This is a genomic window from Leptospira sarikeiensis, assembly GCF_004769615.1.
Classification (GTDB): domain Bacteria; phylum Spirochaetota; class Leptospiria; order Leptospirales; family Leptospiraceae; genus Leptospira_B; species Leptospira_B sarikeiensis.
This window is the reverse complement of the sequence record NZ_RQGF01000012.1, coordinates 358,911-385,383: the sequence shown is the minus strand read 5'-3', so window position 1 is coordinate 385,383 and position 26,473 is coordinate 358,911. Positions and strand designations below refer to the sequence as shown.

Sequence of the window (26,473 nt, the reverse complement as noted above, 5' to 3'; positions counted from 1 at the left end):
TTTGCTCTAATTCAAGGAGTGTTTATGCGTTCACGTATTACCAGTGTAGTTTTGCTGGTGCTAATTCTTTTGCCCATCATTGGAAATTGTACACCTCACGAACATCATGGAGATAAGGAAGTTTCTTTTCTTTCCGGGCTTTTGTCCTCTGCTCAAAATTTGAGTATTTCCACAGGCCCGCAATATGTGATTTCGGGTTTATCGACACAACCGAATTGGGCTTGGTGCCATAAATGTAACGGGCTTTTTTATTTTGGAACGGGGCAGCAAAATAGTAGTATATGTCCTAGAGATGGCCTTCCCCATGAAGCGATAGGAAGCGGAAACTATATGGTTCCCTTTCTTAGCAATGGGCAACCAACTCCGTCCGGATACCAAGACCATTGGCATTGGTGTAATAAATGTCAGGCGATTTGGTTTGATCTTTCTGGTGCTCCCAATGTTTGTCCGAATGGAGGAACTCATAATTCGACAGGCAGCGGTTCCTACGTTTTAGGTACAACTTCTTCTCCAGGTTCACAGCAGGATCAGTGGAGATGGTGTGATCAATGCGGGGTTCTTCATTATGGGCCTTTAGTTTCTCAGAGTATGTGTCCTGCGACTCATGGAAATCATAGTACTGCAGGAAGTGGGAATTACTACATCGATTTCCAACCCAATCAAGTAATTCCTGTGAATCAAATGGAATTGGCTCTTTCTGTTGAAACTGGTAGTGGAGGTAGTTCTGGAGGGGTTTCTGCTGGAGGACAGATTTTAGCACAGGCTATGAACCCACCACCTTGGAGCCCGCTAGCTTATTATCCTAAAAACTTAGGTGTCCAAGGAATAAAAATCGCAAATGCACCGGACCGAGGACTTAGCTATATGGCGTATTCGAGAGGGAATATAATTCGTTTTGCTTCCGCTCCTCGGAATCAGATTACTACAGGAAATCTTCCTATGACAGATTTAGCTAATAGTAATATTACTTTCTCGACATTTTCCTCTTTCGGATTCGTTTATTTTAAAGGGAATTTTTATCTGAACTACGCAAGTACTCCAGACGGAGGTCAGACTGTTTATAGAAGTAGCGATTGTATCAATTGGACTTACGTATTCGCATATAGCGGATCGGGAAATTATAATTACTCTCTATCGGCTGTAGTGACAAACGCAGGATCTGCTTCGGAAAAAATTTGGCTTTCTTATGCAAATCCTCTACCCGGTTACGGTGTTACCATTCGCACAAGTAGCGACGGCTCTACCTGGAATAGCCCTAGTTATTACTATTACAATAATGCATCTACATCTTCTGCTCAACTTGCAGCGTTATCGAATGGAGAAACGATCCTTGCATTTAGTAGAGGCGGCGTTGGTGTTGTTCCAATACAATATGTGGTATCGGCAGGAGGAGTTTTTCCGAATAATACGGCTTACCAATTTCCTCTCAACCCGAGTTCAAATACCTTCAGGCAAATTGACATCACAAGCACCGGTTCTATCTCGGACGTATTTCTTACATACATTGATCCAGGTTCCACAAGCACTGCATATCTGAAACGGTATAACTTGCAAACCGGGACGGAATTACAATCCGGAGCCTATAGCGCCCCTTCAGGTGGAGTCTTTCAAAAACCTTCGGTGAATTTGATTCCTATATTTTGAAATTTGATAAAGCCCCGATATATGTCGGGGCTTTGTTTTATTGATAATGGTATTAAAAGATTTGTAACTACAAGTAGGTCCGAAAAACTTCTAGCCTTCGCTTTCAGCTCTTTTAGGAGCAAGTTTCTTACATTCCTGCAGATCGCTAAACTTCTCTTTCGAGAGTTCGCATTGCACTTGGAGTAAACTTTTATTCTCCACACAACTTCTGATGATCGCCTCACTTGTCTCAGGCTTCAAGACGGACCTGAGCATAAGAGCTTGGACACCTTTATCCAAGGTCTCGTCGTTTGCGATCAGTTTGGAGATATGGATCTGTGCATCAGAACATTCTTCCAGATTCGGTTTAGTTCTTTTACAGTTTGATAAGAATAATACCAAACATAAAAGAAAAGCGGACGTTAACCGCCCGCTTTTCCCGAAATCGAAAGAATATTCTATATTCTTACTTTTCAGTGTCATCAACGGCTGCTGCCGCTTCTACACGTTTACGCAATTCTCTAACGTAGTTTTTGTCTGCTCCGCTAAGTTTCATCGCATCTTCGTAGTATTTGATAGCTTTCTCGAAATCTCCAGCTTGGAAGTAGTAAGTTCCAAGGTTCGCTTTCGCTCCCCAAGACTTTCCACCAGCTTTTTTATCAGCTTTGTCCCAGTTCTCTTTCGCTTTTTTGAAGCTAGGAGTTTCTCCAGTGATCTCTTGGTATCCGTCGTCTAAGTATCCTGCAACTTCAGGATCTTCGTCGTCTTTGAATACTTTAATGTACTCGGTTTTAACTTTTGGAGAAAGTCTGTCTTTGATGTAAAGAGCAGCTTCGTCCAAAGCTTTTCCGAAAGAGTCAAGAACGGAAGGGCAATCCAAGTTACCCACTCCTGCGTCTACTTTTGCAGGGTTGGAAACTACCGCTTTTTTCACTTCTCCAGTCTCTACTTTGATCAAAGTAGCGTCCAAAGGAATGAGCATATAACGGATACCGGTTTGTTTGCTGATAGGTCCGTTTCCGGTATCAACTTGTTTACCAGTTGCGATAGAAGCGATTGCTCCTCCGACTTTCAGTGCAGCAGCACCGTAATCTACCATCATTTCACTTCCACACTCAGTGTAAGGTTTTTGGTAACCGATATGTAAAATTGCCTCAGCACCTAATTGGTTTCCGAGTTTTACGCGGCTTTTAGTAATTCCGGTAAGAGTTAGAGAAGCCTCGTTGATAGAGTCTGCTCTTTTGCTTAGGTCGATCAGTTTGTAATAAGTTTCCTTATCGAAAGCTTCGAAAACTTTAGAAGGCATTTGATCGATAAAGCTGGAACCTGCTCCGAAAACGGTTTCCCAAAGGCTTTTTTGAGGTTTTTCAACGGCAAGACCAACATTACGGATAGAGCCTAGGAATTTTTGAAGTTGGCGTCCCTCTTTCGACTTAGGAAATACAGGGTATTCGACTTCCACTTTTTCGCTGCAGTTGGAAACCGAGAATGCCATAGCTCCTGCGAGGAGCAGAGCAGAAAATTTTTTCATTGGGTTAATACCAATCCTTTATGGATGATTTTTAGGAATAACTTCGTATTGGTCCCGGTATTTCTTTTTCTGTCAATTTATTTTAAGATACGGTCTAGCCAATTTCGGATCGGCCAATTTTTCTTCAAAATAGAAGAGCTCCGTCGCCAAAAAAGAAGGATCTTCTTAAAACATTTTACACAAAAAGAAACGAAGCGGTTTCCTAATCCCTCTTAATAAGACCAAGATAAAACCACAAACCGGAAAATACGGATCTTTATTGAACAAAACCTAAATAACCCTGAGTCTTTGCGCGAAAAAAGAAAGAGTGACTATATTTTTCGGAATTAGAAACGGCAGGTTTTGCATCCAAATCGATTATAAACACTTGCAAAACCTAGTTTCTTCCCAGGATTTTACATTTAGGCAAACGAAAGTCCGACAGATCAGAGTCGAACTATCAAAAGAAAAAAATCGCCTATAGAACCGGCCGGGGAGGCCTGATGAAAACCATAGAGGATATCCGAAAATCCCTGGAATCCACCTACATGGAACACGAGATAGAGGAGAAACTTCCCCTCATCCAGGAAATCAATCGCCTAAAAAAGGAAAAGAACGCAGTCCTTTTAGGACATAATTATATGACCCCAGACGTATTCCATGGGGTTTCCGACATAATCGGAGATTCTTTGTATCTTAGTAAGGCGGCTGCCGAAACGGATGCCGAGATCATTCTTTTTAATGGTGTACATTTTATGGCAGAAACTGCCAAGCTTATGTCCCCCGAAAAAAAGGTGCTGATCGCAGACCTAAAAGCTGGGTGTTCCTTAGCGGAAAGTATAACTAGGGAAGACGTTAAAAAACTAAAAGCCCAGTATCCTGGAGTTCCTGTAGTCACTTACGTAAATTGTACTGCGGATGTGAAGGCCGAGACTGATATTTGTTGTACCTCTGCCAACGCTGTGCAGATCGTAAATTCATTAGATTCAGATACTGTGATCTTTCTTCCCGACGAGTATCTTGCTGGAAATGTCCAAAAACAAACCAGCAAAAAGATCATCTCTTTTCCCGGACGTTGTATGGTACATGAGATGTACACCGCAGAAGATATTCTTTCCGTTCGTAGACAATGGCCTGGGGTGACAGTGATCTCTCACCCGGAATGTAATACTGACGTTGTGGAAGTTTCCGATTTTGCCGGATCCACTTCTCAAATGTCCAAGTTTATCAAAGATTCAGGTGCAAAAGATGTTTTCCTAGTTACGGAATGCTCCATGGGAGATAATCTTAGATCCGAATTCCCTGATAGACAATTCGTTTCTTCTTGCAGGACCTGTCCTCATATGAAACGGATTACATTAGAAAAAATTAAAGATGCTCTATTATACGAACGTTTCGAGATCAAATTAGATCCTGAAGTCGTAGAAAAAGGAAGAATGGCCGTCCAAAGAATGTTGGATGTGAGCTACAAATAATCAGTGTATAGGATCGGACAAGGACTAGATTTCCACAGGTTAGAAACGAATGAGGCTCGCCCCTTAATTTTAGGAGGAGCCTTGATCGATTCGGAATTCGCTCTCGTAGGACATTCCGACGCGGATATCGTAATACACGCATTAGCCGATGCGATCTTAGGAGCCTTAGGCCTCGGAGATATAGGACATTATTTCCCGGATACAGATCCTTCTCTCAAAAATATGGACTCTAAACGTATCCTTGAAAAGACGATGGAGCTCGCTTCCGAAAAAGGTTTCGGCTTAGTAAACATCGATTGCACTCTTATAGGAGAAAGACCCAAGATCGCACCTCATAGGATCAAGATCCAATCTTCTCTTTCCTCTCTATTAAAACTTCCCGAAGATTGTGTTTCCATTAAAGCCACTACTACCGAAAAAATGGGAGCCTTAGGCAGAACCGAAGGATTGGGCGCAAGTTGCGTGGTACTTTTAGAGAAAAAATAAAACCATGGCATAAGATCGTAGCATTATTTTTTGCGATCTTCTTCCTATTCATAGGCGTATTGTCCTATATATTCAAAAATCCTTATTTAGAAACTTCTTCTTTTCTTTTAAGAAGAGAAGTTCTGGAACAAGTCCCGCTGGGAAGTTCCAAAAGAAGGGTTATGGAATACATTAAGCGGAAAAAATTAGATTTGGTGGGATTTCATTCCGGAAAATTTCCGGACAATCCGAATTACGTAGCGGATATAATGGTCTTTACCCAGAAAGGAACGGTTCAATCGAATGCATTCCATTGGATCCCTACAGAGAACAATTACACAGAAGTCAATTTAGGATTGTACATGAATCCGAAAGAATTCAGATTTTGGAAAAAACCTCTTCCTCTTCGGGTGAGTCTATATTTCCTGTTTAGAGATCAAGAATTGGTACAAATTAGAGTGATCAAAAAGTCTAGGCCGTTCTAATCGGAATTTTTTTTCATTAGGACCGCATCTTCTCCCGGGCCATAATAAGATTTCCTTCGCCCGGATTCCGAAAAACCGATCTTATTATACAAAGATAATGCGGGAGGATTTAAATTAGAAACTTCTAAAATAGTTTTCGGGAATAAATCACAAAGGACCTTCAAAATTTTCTCTGCCTCTCCCATTTTTCTTTTTTCCGGGAGGATACCGATCCGTAATAATTCTGAAGAATCTTTTAGATCCAAATAAAACAGATATCCTACGTTTTCTTTGATCCAACTTGGATGATGAGCCAAATGACTTTCGACAGAATATCTGGTCCATGCGGAATTTCCGAATACAGACTTTTCCATATGGACTAAAATTTCCAGATCCTCAGGCTTCGCTTCTCTCCAACCATCCGGAAGAATCTTTTTTTTTCCAAGATCCAATCGATTTTCTCCTTGCCTGAGACGCAATCATCCATACTAATTAGCGGTCGCTTTGCGAAAGCAATTTTTTGTCGGCAATTTGAGGAGAAAATTTTTATGCAAACTATCGGTAAGTATGTATATGCTGTCCCGCTTTTAGTTTTTGGAATTAACCATTTTTTAAACGCCAATGCAATGGCAGGAATGGTCCCTGTCCCAGGTGGAGCAATCTGGATCTATGTTACCGGAGCAGCTTTAGTAGCGGCCGCACTCAGTATTTTTATCAATAAAAAGACCAAACTTGCAATGATCCTATTGGCAGTACTGATCGGTTTATTTATCGTACTCATTCATGTTCCAGGAGTCACTCAAGGAAACCAATTATCTATCGCAATGGCCTTAAAAGATCTAGGCTTGTTGGGTGGAGCATTGATCATCGCTGGAATTTCCAGAGACAACGCGTAATTTAAACGGGGAAGGAATTCTCCTTCCCCTTCTTTCAAAATTTCTTTCCTTCAAAAAAAAGCAGTTTTTGCGGATTTTCCGTCGACCATTCTTACAGTTCTCGGACATGGTATTTCAGATACGACCGCATGCCTAGGTGGAATTACATGAGAACTGCCCTTCTTCTACTGACTCTATTTTTCGTTCTATTTTCAGATTGTAAGAACATAAGCAAATTTTCCGGCAAAAACGCAAAACCTCCTACGGTAGAAGATCTAGAAGCCTGGAAAAGGCGTTTGGATATGGACGAATCGGAGATCGTAGAATTAGAAAAGAAGATCAGAGAAATGGCTGCAAAGACCAGATCTGCCGGAGCCTTAAGCTGGAAGATCGCTCAAGGTTATATGAAGATCGGGGATTACGATCTAGCATCAAAATATTATAATAAAGCAATACAGGAAGAAAACTCTGGAAAAAAATCGGAAGTGATCGGAGCAGATGTTCACTTTTTCGAATCCGCATTACCTTATTTCGATAAGGCCCTTTTACAAATGCCTGTGGATCAACAGCTATTATTCGAGACCGCACTTTCTTATGCAAACGCTTCTAAAGACAGGGGCTGGGAGCCGAAACGAAGACAAATTGCGATCGAGATCTTTCAATCACTTACGAGGCAGGATCCAAGAGATTCCAGATTCCCTTATCAACTCGCGTTGATCTATTTCGATTCCTCCATGGCAGATTCCTCATGGGAAGGAGTAAACGCCGGATTTCAAGACCAAGAGAAAGCATTCACTCTTCTGGAGTCCGTACTCAAAAAAGAGCCCAGGAATGTCCCTGTTCTATTTGCAAAAGGGAATTTTTTATACAGATCCGGAAAAGCGCAAGATGCCAAAGATATCTATTTGCATCTCAAAAGTACTATAGAAGGGCTTAAAAAAGACGGGTTCATCAAAGAAAATTTGGAAGAGAATGAATCCTATAAAAACGTAATCAATAATCTTAAAAAAATAGAAACTCCGGAAATATAAAAGGGATCTTTCATGGATTTCCTTTCTCTCTCTTCTCCGAGTCTATATAAGATACTCGCGAGATCCGGATTTCTTTCGGTCAGTTCTTCCAAAGAAGAAGTGATCGAAAAAATGGAAAAAATCCTTCCGAAAGATATTAAAGAAAGAGCGGAATTAGATTCTAAAACCTATTCTTCCGGCCTCGAAAAATTAGGCGCTGAGGTTGTTTCCTATTTTGATGAAGAATACCCTCCCCTTCTAAGGGAAATTTACGATCCACCTCCCAATCTTTTCTGCTTAGGAGATACATCCTTACTATCTAAGTCTTATTTGGCGGTAGTAGGAACAAGAAAAGCCTCTCCAATCACATTATATTATTCTAAATTGATCCCAAAATTCTCTTCTTCATTAGATATGGATGGGATCGTATCCGGCCTCGCTCTCGGTGTGGACGCTTCTGCAATGTTCCAAGCATTAGAAGAAGGGATCCCGGTGCTCGGAGTGATGGGAACCGGACCAGAAAAAGAATATCCTTATGAGAACAAAGATCTTTATCGAAAAATGAAATCTTCCTCTTTGGGACTTATACTTACGGAATATCCTCCCGGTTTTGAAGTTCGCAAATATGCTTTTCCGAAAAGGAATCGGATCATTACGGGAATTTGTTCTTCTCTCTTACTCATGGAGGCTCCTTCTAAAAGTGGAGCCTTATCTTCTGCGTCTAGCGCAATCTCTCAAAATCGTGATATCTATGTTTTCGATCATCCTCTTCAAATGAATAATCAGGGAGGAAAAAGATTGATCTCAGAGGGAGCTTACTCTGTTTCTTTTGATAAATATCAAAATATTGAGGAAAAAATTTTCCATTTAGAGGAAATTCTCCCGAGTAATTTCGAAGAACTTCCCGGAATGCTTGCTCGATTAGGAAAAAGCAGATTGAATGGTAATTGGATCGACCTAGGAAATGGTTTCCTTCGATCCGTTTTATAAAATCGAAAGGGAATCTAATTTGTCGTTTTGGGATCGGTATAAGTCCGAATTATTTAAAGAATCTCCAGCTTGGTCCTTAGGATTTTTTAGATTCGGATTCGGTATTCTTTTATTTATCACCTCCGCAAGATATCTTAATTACGGATGGGTCAAAAAATACTTCATAGATCCAAGTTTTCATTTTAAATATTTCGGATTTTCCTGGGTAGAGACATCTCCGGCCTGGATACTATATCCTGTTTTCATAATACTATGTGTCGCAGGTTTATTCATCTCTCTCGGGATACTTTATAGAACATCTATTTTTATTTATTGCATCGGTTTCTCTTATTTCAATCTGATCGATGTCACCATTTATCTAAATCATTATTATTTAGTTTTTCTTCTGCTATTCCTTATGTTTTGGATCCCTGCAGACAAATGTTTTTCTTTGGAACATTTTCTAAATGCATATCGCAACGGAAGATGGACTTATCCTAAAGTCCCGAAATGGAATTTGTGGATCCTAAGATTTCAGATCGGATGTGTGTATTTTTTCGGTGGCTTAGCCAAGTTAGTTCCTGATTGGTTGTTCCAAGCCCAACCTCTTAGGATTTGGTTAGTAAGAAGCACTGACTTTCCCATATTAGGAAATTTTTTCTCTTATCCGATCGCTGGATATATGTTCAGTTACGCCGGTTTGTTCTTCGATCTACTAGTCCCGTTTTATTTATTAAGAAAAAAAACAAGGCCATGGGCGTATGGATCCGTTCTGATATTTCATCTTCTTACTTGGAGATTATTCCCGATCGGAATGTTTCCATGGATCATGACATTTTCTGCCTTACTCTTCTTTTCACAGGATTGGCCATTAAAGGTCAGAAGGTTTTTTAAAATAAGAGGGTTATTTCCATACGGAGAATTTAGAAATCTTTTTAAGACCGCATGGAATAAATTCCCGGTAAGATTCCGATTCCTCGTAGCGAAATTTTTTGTATTGATCTTATTAATTTTAGAAAAACCGAATCTATGGGGAAAATCCTGGGAAGATCGGATCTCTAAATTTATATCCAAGATCCCTACAAAATTAGGAATTTGGACAATTTCTTCCTACATACTCATCCAAGTATTCATGCCGATCCGGCACTTTTTCTATCCGGGAAACCATCTTTGGACAGAGCAAGGTTTTAGATTCGCATGGCATATCATGCTGATCCAAAAGAACGGGATCGCAAGTTTTAGAGTAGTGAATTTGAGAACAGGCGAAACACAATATGTATTACCTGAATCGTATTTAAGTGAAATGCAAAAAACAATGATGAGTACTCAACCGGATCTGATCTTAAGATTCGCTCATTTCTTAGGAGAAAAAGAGAGAAAGAGGACCGGAGACGAGATCGCGGTTTATGCGGAAGTAAAAGTATCCCTTAACGGTAAGAAAAGTTTACCGTTTATAGATCCGAACAGGGATCTTATGAAAGTCAAAGACGACTTTTCGAATAAAGACTGGGTCCTTCCGGATCATAGATAATAGATTTTTAGAATATTCCAATAACTTTATTTACTCAATTTATTTCCATATATGTGACATAATTCAATACAACTTTTGCGTAAAACCCCTCGTTTTCGGGTTTTGGATATTCGTCTTTAGTATATCATTTTTTTCGAACATATGATTTTTTTAATGATTATGTGTTATTAATAACTTTTTTACATCACATTACCTCACAGCGACTTTTTATTGTTGCAGAAAAAACATAAATGCGTTATACACCCTTCTTACTTTTTTGAAGAGAGATGTTCGGCGCAAAACCAAGGGCCGTTGGGATGAGTTTGGACATAATAAATATACATATTTGGGACTTTTATGGGGAAGTTACCAGACTCCGTTCAATCATCTTCCTTCTGCTCCTGATAACCCTTTCTGGTTGGAATTACGTCGCGTAACTATATGAGATTTTCCATTCAAAAGCTTACTTTCAGGGTAATCGTACCCATATTACTTTTATTCACTTTCGGAGCATGTTCTGCTTGGCCTGCTCTTATCGGCGCCGCGGGTTTAGCTTCCCGTAAAAAAGGAGGAAGTGGTCTCTTCTTTCTCCCTAGCTCACTTACACCTCTAGGGCCGGCAACTTTGGATAGAGTGGAAATCTCCACTCCGACAACAAGTTTCGCAGAATCTTCGAGCATTCAGTTGAAGGCTACCGCAATCTATTCGGACAATACCAATGTAGATATTACGGATGACGCAACATGGTCTGTTGTAGACACTTCGATCATTCAACTAACCGCTTTATTTGTTGGACAAGCGAAAGGTGAGAGTGTAGGAACAACGTCCGTCTCGATCGAGTACTTGGGAAAGACAGACTCTTTGGATCTTACAGTAACTTCTTCCCCTTTGACCGGTATCAGCATAGTTTGTGATAATTCTCATACTAGTCTTCCCCAAGGAACCACTAGGCAATGTAAACTTATGGGAAATTTCGCTGACGGCTCCCATCTAGATCTGACCAAGGATCCGGACTCTTTCTTCAATTCAGCTGATACGAATATCGTAACAGTAGATGCAAACGGTTTACTATATGGTGTGTTAGCGGGAGGACCGATCCAAATCACCGCGAGCTTTGAATCTTTTACAGATACTATCAATGTAACTGTAAGTAATGCGGCATTAAATTCGATTTCAATTACACCTAGTAATAATTCCTACGCGCTTGGAAGTACACAACAATATTCCGCGATAGGAACGTATAGTGATAATACCACTCAGGATATTACGACTCAAGTTGGATGGTCTTCTTCGGATACTAGCGTTGCTACTATAGACAACTCTACTAAGAAAGGACTTTTAGATACAGAATCTATTGGTACCGCGACGATCACTGCCAATCTAGGTGCAGTAAGTTCTACAACTCAAGTCACTGTAACTTCTGCAGTGCTGACCAAGGTTGTCATCACACCTGCAAATCCTAAAGTCGCTAACGGAGCTTATCTGAATATGACTGCGACCGGGATTTTTTCGGACGGAACCTCTTCGGATATTACTTCTCAAGTTACTTGGTCCAGTTCTACTCCTACGGTTGCTTCCGTTTCTAACGGAGCCGGTCTACAGGGAAGAGTTAGCGGCAACAGTGTAGGTTCCACAAATATCTCAGCCGGAATAGGCGGAGTAAACCAAACAATTTCCTTACAAGTTACTGCAGCGACTCTTAGTTCTATCCAAGTGATAGCAGACCAATCCTCAATTCATAAAGGAACCGTAACTTATCTTCAAGCCAATGGTATATATTCCGATGGGTCTTCTCAAAATATCAGCGACCAAGTCGCTTGGTCCAGTGGAGATCCAAGTACATTACAGTTTGGTAATTTAAATTCTATACCTAAACAGAAGATACAGTCTCTGGATACCGGAAGTCTTGGCCCAGTTTCGATTACTGCAACCTTGGGTTCGGTTACTGGCTCGACTACAATCACCGTCACTGCTGCTTCATTGAACTCTATCCAGGTCAATCCTACCAATCCTTCTGTATCAAACGGTTTGTCTCAAAGTTTCACTGCTATAGGTACTTATTCGGATCTATCTACCCAGGATATTACAAACTCTGTGACTTGGAGCTCTTCGGATACAACCATCGCAACGATCAGTAATTCTACCGGATCCAATGGCCAAGCTACAACTTTAGCTACTGGTAGCACGATCATTAGCGCTACATTAAGCGGAGTCACTTCTCCTGATAATACATTGACGGTAAGCAATGCAAGTTTGAGTTCCATCACGATCACTCCGGGTAATCCTAGTATTCCGAAGGGAACTTCCTTAAATCTAAAAGCGACCGGAATTTATACGGACGGAACAAGCTCTGATATCACTACCCAAGTCACTTGGAGCAGTTCAAGTACTTCGATAGTAACTGTGGACAATTCAATTGGAAATGAAGGTAGTGCCTCTGGAGTAAATACTGGAACCACGAATGTTTCCGCTCTTCTTTCAGGAAAAACAGCAACCGTTTCCTTTAAGGTAACGAATGCTACTTTAACTTCCATCCAAGTTACACCGGATAATGCTTCCGTTCCTAAGGGTACTTCCACATATGCATTGGCGACGGGAGTTTATTCAGATGGAACTTCTCAAAATATAAGCGATCAGGTTACTTGGGATAGTTCCGATACCACGATCCTTCAGATCGGTACATTGAATTCTGTTCCGAAAGTCAAAGTATTCTCTCAGAATTCTGGAAATACCGGAACATCCACTATCACTGCGACTCTTGGAGCGACCAGCGGAAGTTCGGATGTTACTGTTACAGCAGCTACTTTACTTTCCATCCAAGTAAATCCAACCAATCCGAATGTGGCATTAGGCTTGGGTCAAAATTTCACCGCTATCGGTACTTATTCGGATAGCACCACCAAAGATCTGACTACTCAGGCGACTTGGAATTCTTCCAATACCAACATCGCTACAATCAGCAATAGCTCCGGAACAAACGGACAAGCAACGAGCCTAGCATTAGGAAATACGAATATTACTGCGACATTAGGGTCAACTACCTCTGATCCGAGCGTATTGACAGTTTCGAATGCAACTCTTCAATCGATTACGATCACTCCGGGCAATCCTAGTACGCCTAAGGGTAGAAGTCTCAATCTAGTCGCGACAGGAATTTTTACGGACGGGTCTTCTCAAAATATCACAACACAAGTTACTTGGGTGAGTGATACGAACTCTATCGTAACCCTGGATAATTCTACAGGGAATGAAGGAAAAGCGACAGGTGTGAACACAGGAAATACAAATGTATCCGCTACATTAGGCAGTATTACCGGAACTTCTCCTTTCAAAGTGACTTCTGCGATCCTGTCCTCTATCCAAGTGACTGCGGATGAAAATCCTCTTCACCAAGGAACATCCACCTTTGTTTTAGCAACAGGGGTTTATTCCGACGGAACTACATTGAATATAAGCGATCAAGTCACTTGGAATACTTCCGATAACACGATCATTCAATTAGGAAGCGTGAATTCGGTACCTAAAAAGAATATCAGCGCCACCGGAGGAAGTTTAGGAACTGCGACTGTGAGTGCTACCCTAGGTGCTGTAACGGGATCTTCGGATATTACGGTCACTCCTGCTGCTCTATCTTCTATCCAGATCAGCCCTACGAATCCAAGCATAGCTTTAGGTTTGACCCAAAGCTTTATGGCAACGGGAACTTATACCGATGGTTCCACTCAAAATCTGACCAGCCAAGTCGTATGGTCTTCTTCGAATACTAGTGTTGCAACTATCAGTAATGCATCCGGTTCCAAAGGGTTGGCATCAAGCCAAGCTACTGGCTCCACGGATATTAGCGCTACGTTGAGCGGAGTTACTTCTCCAGTAAGCACATTGACTGTGACCGCGGCAACCTTACAGTCGATCACGATCAATCCTTCTCTTCCATCTGTTCCGAAAGGAAGAACGACAGCTTTAGTCGCCACAGGAACTTATTCCGATGGAAGCTGGATGGATTTGACCACACAAGTTACCTGGGTAAGTAATAATACCGCAGTAGTAACGATGGACAACACTTCCGGAAGACAAGGATACGCTACAGGAGTCACAGTTGGACAAACAAATGTCACAGCAACTCTAGGATCCGTTTCCGGGATCGTAACATTCAAAGTTACTAATGCTGTTCTGAACTCGATAGAGGTATATTTATCCCAATCCACGATCGCATTGGGCACTTCTACTCAGGCGCAAGCAATAGGAACTTATTCCGATGGAAGTACATTAAATATCAGTGATCAAGTGTCTTGGGGTAGTTCTCAAACTACTGTGATCCAAGTAGGCAACCTAGTTGCAGGACCTTTCAAAATTATGAATTCTCCGGCCGGAGGAAGCCAAGGATCTTCTGTAGTATCCGCAACCCTAGGTTCTGAAACCGGATCTGCTACACTTTCCGTAACTGCGGCAACTCTTGTGTCCATTCAAGTGAACCCAACGAATCCTAATATCGCTTCTGGTCTGCCTCAAAACTTTACAGCTACCGGAACATATACTGACGGATCCACTTTGGATCTTACAAACCAAGTCACTTGGAGTTCTTCGGATACTAGTAAGGCAACGATCAGTAACGCTTCCGGTACCCAAGGTAAAGCTACCACCTTAGCGACTGGAACTACGAATATTACAGCTGCTTATAGCGGGGTTACATCTCCTGCAAGCACGTTAACTGTCACTTCGCCTACTCTTGCTTCGGTAACGATCGCTCCGAATCCGACCTTAAGTTTGGCAAAAGGTAGAACTCAAAGTTTCACCGCAACAGGAACTTATACTGATGGAAGTACGACAGATCTTACCTTACAAGCCACTTGGACTACTAGTGATTCCAGTAAAGCTACTGTAGGAAATTCAGGAGGCTCGAGCGGCTTAGTCACTGCAGTAAACATCGGATCCGCGGATATTGTTGCGACTTATAACTCAGTTGCAAGTGCTGCGACCACAGTATCGGTTACTTCCGCTGCGCTGAACTCTATCCAAGTGTCTCCGGTGAATTACAGTCTTCCAAAAGGAAACACCGTAAATTATACCGCGACAGGTACTTATTCCGATGGAACTACTTTGGATCTGACTACTCAAGTAAGTTGGGCATCTTCTCAGACTTCAAGAGCGGTGATTAGTAACGCTGCAGGTAATAACGGTTTAGCTACCGCAGTAAATACGGGGGCGACAACCATCTCCGCGACTTTAGGTTCTGTTAGTGGTTCTTCTACCCTGACTGTTACTGCGGCGCTATTGGTTTCGATCTCGGTATCTCCTACGAATCCATCTATCTATATCACCCAGACGCAGAATCTTGTGGCGACTGGAACGTATACGGATTCAAGTACCCAAAATATAACCTCGTCAGTGACTTGGTCTTCTAGCAGCACTGGTATTGCAACGATTAGCAATTCTGCAGGAACCAATGGTCAAGCTACAGCGGTGGCTGCAGGTACTACGACAATTACCGCGACTCTGGGAGCCTTGAACGGAAGCCAAGTCCTCACGATCAATACTGCGGATAATATTCCACCAACGATCACGAATGTAGTATCTCTGACCCCTACTACAATTCAGGTAACATTCTCCGAATCGATGGCGGCAACTCCAGCAACGAACGCTGCGAATTATAAGATTGTATCCACTTCTGGATTAACCGGCAGTTGCAGTCCTTCGGACAATAGTTTCTTCACATCTAATTCTGCTGCACTTACGGTTTCTTCCGTAAGCGGAAGTGGAGCGGTATATGTGCTTACATTGTCTTCTGCACAAACTGCAGGTGCGAATTATACTTTGATAGGTAGTAGAAGTAGCCTCGTAGATCTTTCTCCTCTGGCTAACCCATTAACCTGTCCGAACTATGCAGACTTCGTGGGACAAGAACAGTTGAAAGTCACTTCTGCATCTTGTTCAAGCGTAACCACTGTGGTCATCAGCTTCTCCAAACCGATCAAATCCGGAAATAACACTACCGGATCCGGAGAATGTAGCACAACTACTGAATGTGCGAAACGTTACTCCTTTATCGGAACGAACAGCTTAGGCACCGTGAACTCCGCTAAAATTCTAGATGGTATAGTGTGCGGTGGCGCGGCTGCGAACTCGAGCAAGGTATGCGTAACGCATAACCTGATACAAAACGGTTCTCAGTATACGATCATTGCTGCGAATAATGCGGACGGGGATGGATTCGATAACTCTACCTGGGGATCTATTCGAAACTCCGGAGATACAGAAAACGTTCAATCATCTCCTAGAGATAGAGCTTCCTTCATAGGTTGTGGAACTTCTCCTGTAAACTTCTCCGATGGTCCAATATCTATCGATCCGAACGGTTCTACTTTCGGATATCTGGCCGACTTTAACAGTAAGATCTATAATGGACCGAACAATGCAGGAAGTGGAGCTCTTAGATTCGGTTACGATGGAACCACTCCTGAAAACGTTCAGTTCACATTCACTAAGGACACGTTTGTTCAAGACGGCGATTCTGCAAATGTTAGCGCAAACACCGCGACTACTAGAGAAAGTAGTATTGCAGTTCCACCTTACATCACTCTCGGACATTCCGGTTGCACTGTGAACAATGCGACCCTTGCAACAGGATGCGGACCGGATAATGAAAACAGTAGAGGTATATTTACTACAGGAAATCTGAACGGAGTACCTTACATCTTCATCGGAGGAGCGAGAACTACTCCGGATGGAAGCGGTAATTACATGTTCGATTACCTGTATTATTCATCGGATACTTCCACGAACCTGAATTACAAGTATATCGATATGGGCTCCATTACAGGAACCGTAACGGCTACATCTACCGCAATGGCTGTCCAAAACAATCGGATCTATCCTGGTTTCGCGAAAATCAGTAACGTGGGAGGTCCGATCCTCGGAGGATTACTCGGTGGATTGAATGCTCCGGATCTAGGTTATATCACATTCAATACCTCCGATTCCGGAACTACAGGAAACTGTACTTCGGGTTCCAATTGTGATGCCTTTGATGGAACGAACGGAAGAAGATTCATGATCAACTATATGCCGTTCTTTGGAGGTCCTACAAATCTACTCGGAGTGGTATCAAACAACTCTTCTCCGAACTGGGCTTACTATATAGGCGTGGATTCGATGTTTACATTCAATAGTAGAATTTATGCAGCGAATGGCGGACTTCATACAGTAGGTCATAACGGATCCATTATCCGAAGCACGACAGCAAATCCGGTCAACGCTTGTGTCGGTCCGGATAATTGTTCGGATTGGACAGAGATCGGTCCAAGAGCGAATCAGAAATGGCATAATAGCCCTACCAATAACTGGTTCTCTTTAGAGTTATCCAAACTCTATGACTTGATCCCTGGGGATAAAGCTTTCTCACAATTCGCAGAATTTAACGGAAACCTTTATATGACCCGTACGATTTGTGTTCAAAGTTCTCAAGCTGTTGCGATGAGAACTTCTGCAGGAACAGTCACCGGTTGTACAAACGGAAGTGATACGAATAGAAGAGCTCAATTATGGAAATGTGATCCTACATTAACCGGAGGATCAGGAGATTGTGACTCGGGAGATTGGACTGTTGTTGGAGACGATAATAGCGGAATTACCAACTTCGGAGATAGCACGAACAGGACCATGACTATGATCGTGAAAAACGGATCTTATCTATACGTTGGCTTCGACCATCCGAGTGGAATCCGTATCTACAGGACCAATACTGCAAATCCTGGATCTGCATCCAACGTATGGACCCAAGTTGCGGGAGCAGGATTGACAGATTCAACAAATGTGCAGCAGATATTCTCTGCAGTTTCGGTTCCATCCGGAGGAATTAACTATCTGTATGTGAGCGTAGGTAAGAACAACGTTCCGGTAAGAGTGTATAGGCAGCAAAACTAATGAAGAAACATCTGATTTTCATAATATGTTTGATCGCCTGCCCTAATTGCGGGCCTGGAGGAAGATCCGAACCATTAAGATTCGAAAGGATCCAAAAAGCGGATACTTTAGTTTTCCAGGCCCAAGTGGACAGTTCCTTAGCCTCAGGAAGTTGGGAGTACAAATTTAGGATCAAACAAGCGGATCGAGTCAGCTTGGTTATAGAACTCCAATCGGACAAGGAAGGTTTATCCGCAAAACTTGTTCGAAACGACTTCTTACTTCCTGATATATATCATTGCCCAAAGGCAACGATTAAGGAAAAACTTTGTAAGTTAGAAATTCCTAATCCAGGTGCGGGAGAATATTCCCTGGTCCTGGACCTTAGCCAAAAAGAAAGTTCAGAGCCTTTATTTTATAGGATTTTTGCGGCCGTTCACGGTCCCGGATTTGCATCGGTCGCATGGGAGGAAGAAATTGTACGCCGTTAAATTTTCAACATATCTAATATTCATAGTCTGTTTCTTCACTAGTTGCAGACATGCATGGGTGAATTATCCTCAAAGGGTTCCCGAACCTTGTAGATTGTACCAAGGCTCTAAAGAATGTAAACTTGCTTTGGAAGAAAGAGCTTCTAAACCGAGTCATGGTAATGGTGAAATTCACACAGTGCCCCAGACATACTATTTGTTCGGGCTTTATCCCTCCGAAATCGTAGTGAATCTAGAAAAATATTGTCCTGCCGGTCCCAAATCGGCCCATCAATTCCAATCTTTTTCTGACGCATTCTGGGAGCAGATCACGTTATTGCTCTATTCTCCCAGAACTCTGGAGATAGAATGTTACCCAATCTAAATAAAATCTGTTTAGGGATCTTTCTGATCTTAGCAGGGATAGGCTGCCACTCTACCGTGCTCATGCATAAGGCGGATGCACTTCCCGTAACTCAGCAAGAAAGACCGCCTACTCCCGAAAAAAACATGAAACAAGGAAGTACTTTATTCGGTATCTATCTGCTTTCTCAAAAAGAAGAAGCGATTTGTAAGAATAATATCCCTGCGGAGGTGAAATTAGTTACTTCTCCGGGAGATTCTTTGATCCATTTTTTCATCGGACCATTCTACAATACTAAGACTGTAATCGTATATTGCAGACCTTTACGCATCCTAGACGGAAATAATTTCGGTCAATAGAGACATAAACGTAAAATTTATTAAAAAAATTTTACGTTAGTCTTCCTTTATTCTCCGCTCACAGCTCGGCTCTCTTTCTTTAGGAAAAACATTTCAGATTCATATATGTTAAATTCAGGTCAAAGTTTTGTGCTTACGAAGCGAAGAAAGAAGAAACTCGTCCGAATTATATAATCCGTATTGTAATCGTTCGCTTACTTTCTAATTTCTATATTATAATTTCGAATGAGCAGTCGGTTTTTTTAGTTTTTTGGAGTAAATAATCTTAGAAGCAAATAGCAGAACTCGGCTCCTAACAAATTTTACCCACTTAAGTGGTGATTTTTGAAATTAAAACGAGTTCAGCATTCGACCGAACTCGCCGCCCCAACTCTCGGGTCCAAGTAAGCATATACTTACTCCAGTAATCCAATATAATTATTTTTTCATGAAATAGTCCGTAGGTCTATATCGTCAGATTGGTTTAGGTCGATAGAGAAAAAGTAACTCTTCGAACTAAGAGATAGATATGAGCGTTAGAATTAACCACACCAAAAAACTTTACGCGGCACTCGCGTGTTTCTTTATTCTTTTCCAAGGGTGTGTCGCCTGGCCTCTACTCACCGGAGCTGTGGGTCTTGCTGCAGGTAAAAAAGGAGGCGGACTTTTCTTTTTACCGGGAGGCTCCTCTTCTCCTACTCTTAGCAGAGTAGAAATTTCCTCTCCTAATCCTAGTTTTGCAAAAACTACCAGCATGTCCTTGGTTGCGACAGCTGCTTATTCTAACGGAACTCATAAAGATATTACTGCAGATGCACTTTGGAATTCTAGCGATGCTTCCGTTATTTCTATGGCTAGCGGCGGACAAGCTACAGGTATGGCAGTCGGTTCTGCGAACATCAGTATTACTTACGAAAACAAAACGGCTCAACTCTCTCTTGCAGTGACTGGAGCTCCTATTTCTTCCATTACGATCACTTGTGTAAACCAAACGGATTCTCTTCCTTTGGGAGTAACAAGACAATGTTCTCTTACCGGTAATTTTGCCGACGGTTCCAATCAAGATCTTACAAACGATCCGAATACTTCTTGGAACACAGGAAGTGCTGCAATTGCTACAATAGATGCTTCAGGACTCGTGACTCCGGTTGCCACTGGAACTACAACCGTACGCGCCTCTTATAATAGTTTAAACGCTTCTAATATATCTTTAACCGTAAGTTCCGCTTCTCTCGTTTCGATAGCAGTAACTCCTACGAACAAGTCGTTAGCCTTAGGTAAAACACAACAATATACTGCGACAGGAACCTATTCGGATAGCTCCAGCCAGGATATTACGAATTCAGTGACTTGGAATTCTTCCGATACATCCGTAGCTACAATCAGCAATACATCCGGCTCTAAAGGATTTTTATCCACTGAAGACCAAGGAACTTCTACAATCACTGCTACTTTAAGTTCTATCGGGGGAAGTACCGACGTAACGGTTACCGCTGCAGTTTTGGAAAGTATTACGATCACTCCTTCTAGTCCAAGCACTCCAAAAGGAAGAACATTAAACTTGGTCGCTACAGGGATTTTCTCAGACGGACATCATGAAACGATCACGGATCAAGTGACCTGGACAAGTGATGACAGTTCTATCGCAACAGTGGATAATGGTTCCGGTTTCGAAGGTAGAGCTTCGGGGATCAATGTAGGAACTGTTGATATCACTGCAGAAATCGGTGGGATAGACGAGACTATTTCTTTCTCAGTAACCGCTGCGGTTTTAGATTCCATTCAATTAACTGCGGATGATTCCTCGATCGCAAAAGGAACAAGCACGACAATCCTTGCTACAGGAGTTTATTCCGACGGAACTTCTCAAAATATAACCAGCTCGGTTTCCTGGTCTAGTTCTCAAACATCCGTACTTCAATTAGGAAGTTTAACTGCTACTCCTAAAAAACAGGTAAACTCTCCGAACAGCGGATCCTTAGGAACTTCTACAATTACGGCGACTTCCGGAAGTATTAGCGGCACTGTGGATATCACTGTAACTGCTGCAAAACTTGTTTCGATTGCGGTAACTCCTACAAATCCAAGCGTCGCAAAAGGATTAACAAGAGACTTTGTTGCGACAGGAACTTATACGGATGCAAGCACTCAGAACCTGACAACCCAAGTCACCTGGTCTTCTTCTGATACAAGCAAAGCTACTATCAGCAATGCTTCCGGAACAGAAGGTAAAGCAACTGGTGTTGCAGTCGGAACTACAAATATTTCCGCGACTTTAGGTTCTGTAACCTCTCCGTCTACTACTCTTACCGTTACTGCTGCGGTCTTACAATCTATCACGATCACTCCTTCTAATCCGAGTGTCGCAAAAGGTAGATCTCAAAATTTAACCGCAACAGGAACTTATTCGGATTCCAGCACACAAAACCTGACTACTCAAGTTACTTGGTCAAGCTCCAGCAATTCCACTGTAGGAGTTAGTAACGCTAATGGAACAGAAGGAAAAGGAACCGGAGTCTCCGTAGGAACTGCAACAGTTACCGCTACTCTTAGTTCGGTTTCTAGTTCTATTACATTTACTGTCACTTCTGCGGAATTGGATTCAATCGAGGTCCATTTCAATAATTCTTCTATCGCAAAAGGAACTTCCGCATTGGCAGATGCAACTGGAACTTATTCGGATGGAAGCACTTTAGATCTAACGGACCAAGTTGTTTGGGGAAGTTCTCAGACTTCCATCATCCAATTGGGAAGTTTAACTGCGACTCCTAAGAAAACTTTAACTTCTCCGAATAGTGGATCTTTAGGAACTTCTAATATTACCGCTACTTTGGGAAGTATCAGCGGAAACGCGAATTTAACAGTAACCGCGGCGACCTTGGTTTCTATCCAAGTAGATCCTACAAATCCAAGTGTTGCAAAAGGTTTAACTCAAAGTTTCACAGCAACTGGAACGTATACGGATGCAAGCACCCAGGATCTGACAAATAGTGTTACTTGGGCTTCTTCCAATACAAGCAAGGCGACTATCAGCAATGCGGCCGGAACGAAAGGTGTGGCTACCACTCTTCAAACCGGGACCACAAATATTACAGCGACCTTAGGTTCCGTAACTTCTCCTACAAGCACTCTGACTGTAACTGCAGCGGCCTTGACAAGCATTACGATCGCTCCTTCTCCTACTCTGAGTATCGCAAAAGGAAGAACACAAAACTTCACTGCGACAGGACACTACACGGACAATAGCACTTCCGACTTAACTACTACTGTTACTTGGAGTTCTTTCGATCAAACGAAAGCGACTATCAGCAATGCAAGTGGAACCAACGGAAGATTGACCGCTCTACAAGAAGGAAGCACAAATATCTCTGCAACATATAACTCGGTCACAAGCACTGATACAGTAGTCACAGTAACTGCAGCTGTGTTGGATAGTATTACGATCACTCCAACCAACTCCAGTCTTGCAAAAGGATATACGACTCAGTTTACTGCGAATGGTGTGTATTCGGATGCTACAACTTTAGATCTGACAGCTCAGGTCACTTGGGCTTCTTCTAATACCGCCTCTTCTACAATCAGTAATGCAAGCGGTAACCAAGGTTTAGCTACTGCGGTCGCTGTAGGAACAAGCACGATCTCGGCGACTTTGGGATCCGTTTCTGCTTCCACTAACTTTACGGTAACTGCTGCGGTTCTCGTTTCGATCTCTGTATCTCCTACGAATAGTAGCGTGTATACGACCCAGACTAAGGACTTCACTGCAACAGGAACTTATTCGGATTCCACTACTCAGAACCTGACAACTACAGTCACCTGGGCTTCTTCCAGCACAAGCAACGCGACTATCAGCAATGCTTCCGGAACAGAAGGTAGAGCGACTGGAGTTTCTGCAGGAACAGTAACGATCAGCGCAACAAGCGGTTCAGTGAGTGGAAACACTCAATTGACTGTAGTATTCTTAGATACGACTCCTCCTACAGTTTCGAGTGTTGTGTCGTTGAGCCCTACTACAATTCGGGTAACATTCTCCGAAGACGTAAACGCTACTCAAGCGACCACTGCTTCGAATTACAAATTAGCTTTAACTTCCGCAGTAACGGGTTCTTGTTCGAATAATAGTAACTTCTCTTCTACATCCACAATTTCCGTTTCTTCGGTAAGTGGAACAGGAGCGATCTATACTCTAACTTTAGCTTCTTCACAAACTTCCGGAACGAACTACACGATCATCGTGAATAAGAGCGGAGTCCAAGATCTTTCCGCAAGTCCGAACAATTTAGGTTGTGCGAACTACGGAGACTTCGTAGGACAAGAACAGTTGAAAGTAAGTTCTGCTTCTTGCGCAAGCACAAGCACTGTGATCATCAACTTCTCTAAACCGATCAAATCCGGAAATAACACGGCAAACTCTGCAGAATGTAGCAGCACTTCTGAATGTGCGAACCGTTACGCTTTTGTAGGAACTACAGATCTCGGAACGATTAGCTCTGCGAAAATCCTGGACGGTATCGTTTGCGGTGGCGCGACTGCTGATTCTGCAAAAGTTTGTGTGACCCATAGTTTACTACAAACAGGAGCTCAATACACAATCATCGCTGCAAACAACGTGGATGGAGACGGTTTCAATAATAGTTCTTGGGGATCGATCAGAGACTCGGGAAATTCCGAGAATATTCAATCTTCTCCAAGAGATAGAGCCGCATTCCTAGGTTGTGGAACTTCTCCTGTAAACTTTGCTGATGGTCCGATCTCAATCGATCCGAACGGATCTACATTCGGTTATCTTGCAGACTTCAATAGCAAGATCTACACAGGGCCGAACAACGCAGGTAACGGAGCTTTACGTTTCGCTTATGATGGAGCAAATCCTGAATCCGTTCAGTTCTCCTTCACCAAGGATACCACTCAGCTTAGCGGACAAGATTCAACTTACACAAGCTCAAGCACTGCTACTACGAGAGAGAACGGCATTGCAGTTCCTCCTTACGTAACCTTGGGACACTCTGGTTGTACACAAAACGATGCGACTCTTGCAAACGGTTGCGGACCGGATAACGAAAGTGGACGTGGAATTTTCACCACAGGAAGTTTGGTAAGTAATCCTTATATCTTTATCGCTGCTGCGAGAACCACTCCGGATGGAAGCGGAAACTATCTATTCGATTATATCTACTATTCGAACGATACTTCCACCAACCTGAACTACAAATACATAGATATGGGAACGATTACAGGAACAGTAACTGCGGGAACTTCTTCCATTACAGTTATGAATAATAGGGTCTTCCCTGGATTTGCAAAACCGAGTAACACGAGCGGCTCCGGTTTGAACGCACCTGACTTCGGATATATCTCTTTCAATACAAGTGATACAGGATCAGGAACTACAGGATTCTGTACTGCAGGTTCCAACTGTGACGCGACTGACGGGACAAACGGTAGAAGGATCCGTATCGATTATATGCCTTATTTCGGCGGACTTTCCAGCGGCGGTTCTTCCAATAGTAGTCCGAACTGGGGATACTATATCGGAGTGGATTCTTCCATCGTATTCAAAAATAGGATCTACGCAGCGAACGGAGGTTTGCATGCGGTAGGGCATAACGGTTCGATCATTCGTTCCAACTCCTCAAATCCAACCACTGCATGTAGTGGAGTAAATACTTGTGCCGATTGGACAGAAATTGGACCAAGAACGAATACGAAATGGCATAATAGCACAACCAATAACTGGTTCTCGTTGGAACTTGCTAAGTTCTACGATTTGATCCCTGCAGATAGAGCATTCGCTCAATTCGCAGAATTCAACGATAAGTTATACGTCACTCGTACGATCTGTGTCCAAGGCACTCAAGCATCCGCGGTTCGTCAAACTGCAGGAACTGTAGCGGGTTGTACTGACGGAACTGAGACAAACAGAAGAGCTCAGCTTTGGAAATGTAGCCCTGCAACAACCGGAAATGCAAACGAATGTGATGCAGGAGATTGGACGGTTGTTGGAGACGACGGTAACGGTATCACCAACTTCGGAGATTCTACGAATAAAACCATTACGATGGTGGCTAAGAACGGAACCTATCTCTATGTAGGATTCGATAACCCGAACGGTATCAGGATCTATCGCACCAATACTGCGGATCCAGGTTCTGCATCGAATGTATGGACCCAAATTGCGGGTAACGGACTCACAGACTCGAGCAATGTGCAGCAAATCTTCTCCGCTGTATCCGTTGCTACCGGTGGAGTAAATTATCTCTACGTGAGTGTTGGTAAAAACAATACCCCGGTTCGAGTTTACAGGCAGCAAAACCTATGAGAAAAACTTTCTTCATTACCGCTGCACTCGGCCTACTCTCTTTAGCTCTTCTTTATAATTGTAGAGAAGAGCAAGGACACGAGCCTCTTCGTTTCGAGAAGATCTCTCGTGCGGAAAATCTTGCCTTCCAAGCACAAACGGACGGGACTATTCTCTCCGGTTCTTGGGAATACAGATTTAGGATCAAACAAGCGGATAGAGTTTCTTTGATCATAGAGGTGCTCACGGATAAACCGGATCTTGGAGTGACCTTGGCCAAAAAAGGCATTCTATTCGATTCTAAAACCAATTGTGGAGAGAAGATCACTTCTCAGTCTCCATGCAAACTAGAGATCGAAAATCCGGAGAAAGGGGATTATTCCCTGGTACTGAAACATCTTTCTCCAAACGAGAATGATGTACTCACTTATAGAATTTTTGCAGCAGTCCATGGCCCAGGATACGCTTCGGTGATTTGGGAGGAAGAAGTTGCACGTAGATAAAAGGATTATATTTTTAGGGATTATTCTTCTTTGCCTAGGCCTTGCCCAGGATTGCAGACATGCTATGGTCCGTTATCCGCAAGCTCCTCCTGAGGCTTGTAGAGTTTATCCTACATCCAAAGAATGTAAGAGAGCATTGGACCTTCGTTCCGCTCAGGCAGAACAAGGCGGAGAGATCCATAAGATCCAACATACGTATTACTTCTTCGGGCTCTATCCCGGAAACTTAGTGGTGGATACTTCCAAATATTGTGCAGACGGACCTAAATCGGTTCACCAATACACAACATTCTGGAACGGATTTTGGGAACAGCTCACCCTCGCAATATATTCCCCTCAAACTGTGGAGATAGAATGTTACAAGTAGTTAGAATTCTAGTTTTAGTTTCGGTCTTAGGATTTGGACTAGGCTGTCATACTACGACTGTAGTACATAAAGGCGGGGATACTCCATACGCTCTTGCCAAAGACACCCCTGGCCCGGATAAAAAGGTAAAACAAGGAAGTACTGTGTTCGGGATTTATTCTACAACTGCTCCTATGGAAGCAAGCTGCGATAGACATCATCCTGAAGTCATTCTAAAGACCGGATTTTTGGACCTAGTCATTCATACACTCATCGGCCCCTTCTATACTACCAAAACAGTAGAAGTGTACTGCAAACCGTAAATTGCTGGCCAAGCGCCGACGATCCTCCAAA

General features: G+C 42.6%; 19 protein-coding genes. 16 read left to right on the top strand and 3 right to left on the bottom strand.

Annotated features, from left to right (window positions below; translation table 11 throughout):
* The first annotated feature begins 24 nt into the window (after positions 1 to 24).
* Positions 25 to 1,644 carry a hypothetical protein gene (locus EHQ64_RS06225; RefSeq protein WP_135648626.1) on the top strand — a complete coding sequence of 540 codons (1,620 nt, stop codon included), beginning with the start codon at positions 25 to 27 and terminating at the stop codon, positions 1,642 to 1,644.
* Positions 1,645 to 1,734: 90 nt separating this feature from the next.
* Here EHQ64_RS06225 and lep read toward each other — a convergent pair whose 3' ends face one another.
* Both lep and EHQ64_RS06215 read right to left on the bottom strand, forming a co-directional pair.
* Complete coding sequence (gene lep / locus EHQ64_RS06220; RefSeq protein WP_135648625.1) at positions 1,735 to 2,106, bottom strand: LipL41-expression chaperone Lep; 372 nt, start codon at positions 2,104 to 2,106, stop codon at positions 1,735 to 1,737.
* Positions 2,090 to 3,154 (bottom strand): lipoprotein LipL41, encoded by a 1,065-nt coding sequence (locus EHQ64_RS06215; RefSeq protein WP_135648624.1) that lies wholly within the window; start codon positions 3,152 to 3,154, stop codon positions 2,090 to 2,092. Before EHQ64_RS06215 ends, lep begins: the two co-directional genes overlap by 17 nt.
* Positions 3,155 to 3,636: 482 nt before the next feature.
* Here EHQ64_RS06215 and nadA point away from each other — a divergent pair, with 482 nt between their 5' ends.
* The 3 genes from nadA to EHQ64_RS06200 are packed head-to-tail and all read left to right on the top strand — an operon-like array spanning position 3,637 to position 5,558.
* A complete protein-coding gene (nadA, locus tag EHQ64_RS06210; protein ID WP_135648623.1) occupies positions 3,637 to 4,608 on the top strand; it encodes a quinolinate synthase NadA in 972 nt (323 codons plus the stop codon).
* A gap of 3 nt (positions 4,609 to 4,611) precedes the next feature.
* Positions 4,612 to 5,094, top strand: a complete 483-nt coding sequence (gene ispF / locus EHQ64_RS06205; protein WP_135648622.1) for a 2-C-methyl-D-erythritol 2,4-cyclodiphosphate synthase — start codon at positions 4,612 to 4,614, stop codon at positions 5,092 to 5,094.
* Positions 5,067 to 5,558 carry a hypothetical protein gene (locus EHQ64_RS06200; RefSeq protein WP_135648621.1) on the top strand — a complete coding sequence of 164 codons (492 nt, stop codon included), beginning with the start codon at positions 5,067 to 5,069 and terminating at the stop codon, positions 5,556 to 5,558. Before ispF ends, EHQ64_RS06200 begins: the two co-directional genes overlap by 28 nt.
* On the opposite strand, the gene EHQ64_RS06195 is transcribed toward EHQ64_RS06200, so the two are convergent.
* Positions 5,555 to 5,989, bottom strand: a complete 435-nt coding sequence (locus EHQ64_RS06195) for a GNAT family protein (protein WP_135648620.1) — start codon at positions 5,987 to 5,989, stop codon at positions 5,555 to 5,557. The genes EHQ64_RS06200 and EHQ64_RS06195 overlap by 4 nt on opposite strands.
* A 96-nt stretch (positions 5,990 to 6,085) precedes the next feature.
* On the opposite strand from EHQ64_RS06195, the gene EHQ64_RS06190 reads away from it, so the two are divergent.
* The 12 genes from EHQ64_RS06190 (at position 6,086) to EHQ64_RS06135 (ending at position 26,442) form a co-directional block, all read left to right on the top strand.
* A complete protein-coding gene (locus tag EHQ64_RS06190; protein ID WP_135648619.1) occupies positions 6,086 to 6,433 on the top strand; it encodes a DoxX family protein in 348 nt (115 codons plus the stop codon).
* Between the two features lie 146 nt (positions 6,434 to 6,579).
* Complete coding sequence (locus EHQ64_RS06185) at positions 6,580 to 7,443, top strand: tetratricopeptide repeat protein (protein ID WP_135648618.1); 864 nt, start codon at positions 6,580 to 6,582, stop codon at positions 7,441 to 7,443.
* A gap of 12 nt (positions 7,444 to 7,455) precedes the next feature.
* Positions 7,456 to 8,412 (top strand): DNA-processing protein DprA, encoded by a 957-nt coding sequence (locus EHQ64_RS06180; RefSeq protein WP_135648617.1) that lies wholly within the window; start codon positions 7,456 to 7,458, stop codon positions 8,410 to 8,412.
* Between the two features lie 19 nt (positions 8,413 to 8,431).
* A complete protein-coding gene (locus EHQ64_RS06175) occupies positions 8,432 to 9,922 on the top strand; it encodes an HTTM domain-containing protein (RefSeq protein ID WP_135648616.1) in 1,491 nt (496 codons plus the stop codon).
* A gap of 420 nt (positions 9,923 to 10,342) precedes the next feature.
* The gene (locus EHQ64_RS06170; protein WP_135648615.1) at positions 10,343 to 17,821 is read left to right on the top strand and encodes a beta strand repeat-containing protein; all 7,479 of its coding nucleotides are present in this window, start codon (positions 10,343 to 10,345) and stop codon (positions 17,819 to 17,821) included.
* Entirely contained in the window at positions 17,821 to 18,291 is a 471-nt protein-coding gene (locus EHQ64_RS06165) for a hypothetical protein (RefSeq protein WP_135648614.1), read from the top strand. The genes EHQ64_RS06170 and EHQ64_RS06165 overlap by 1 nt, the downstream gene beginning before the upstream one ends.
* Positions 18,278 to 18,655 carry a Bor/Iss family lipoprotein gene (locus EHQ64_RS06160; RefSeq protein WP_135648613.1) on the top strand — a complete coding sequence of 126 codons (378 nt, stop codon included), beginning with the start codon at positions 18,278 to 18,280 and terminating at the stop codon, positions 18,653 to 18,655. The genes EHQ64_RS06165 and EHQ64_RS06160 overlap by 14 nt, the downstream gene beginning before the upstream one ends.
* The gene (locus tag EHQ64_RS06155; protein ID WP_135648612.1) at positions 18,640 to 18,993 is read left to right on the top strand and encodes an LIC_10461 domain-containing protein; all 354 of its coding nucleotides are present in this window, start codon (positions 18,640 to 18,642) and stop codon (positions 18,991 to 18,993) included. Before EHQ64_RS06160 ends, EHQ64_RS06155 begins: the two co-directional genes overlap by 16 nt.
* Positions 18,994 to 19,501: 508 nt before the next feature.
* The gene (locus EHQ64_RS06150) at positions 19,502 to 25,291 is read left to right on the top strand and encodes a beta strand repeat-containing protein (RefSeq protein WP_135648611.1); all 5,790 of its coding nucleotides are present in this window, start codon (positions 19,502 to 19,504) and stop codon (positions 25,289 to 25,291) included.
* Positions 25,288 to 25,773, top strand: coding sequence for an LIC_10463 family lipoprotein (locus tag EHQ64_RS06145; protein WP_135648610.1), 486 nt, complete (start codon positions 25,288 to 25,290; stop codon positions 25,771 to 25,773). The genes EHQ64_RS06150 and EHQ64_RS06145 overlap by 4 nt, the downstream gene beginning before the upstream one ends.
* Positions 25,760 to 26,140: a Bor/Iss family lipoprotein gene (locus EHQ64_RS06140; RefSeq protein WP_135648609.1), complete on the top strand. Its 381-nt coding sequence runs from the start codon at positions 25,760 to 25,762 to the stop codon at positions 26,138 to 26,140. Before EHQ64_RS06145 ends, EHQ64_RS06140 begins: the two co-directional genes overlap by 14 nt.
* A complete protein-coding gene (locus EHQ64_RS06135; protein ID WP_135648608.1) occupies positions 26,128 to 26,442 on the top strand; it encodes an LIC_10461 domain-containing protein in 315 nt (104 codons plus the stop codon). Before EHQ64_RS06140 ends, EHQ64_RS06135 begins: the two co-directional genes overlap by 13 nt.
* Positions 26,443 to 26,473: the final 31 nt, after the last annotated feature.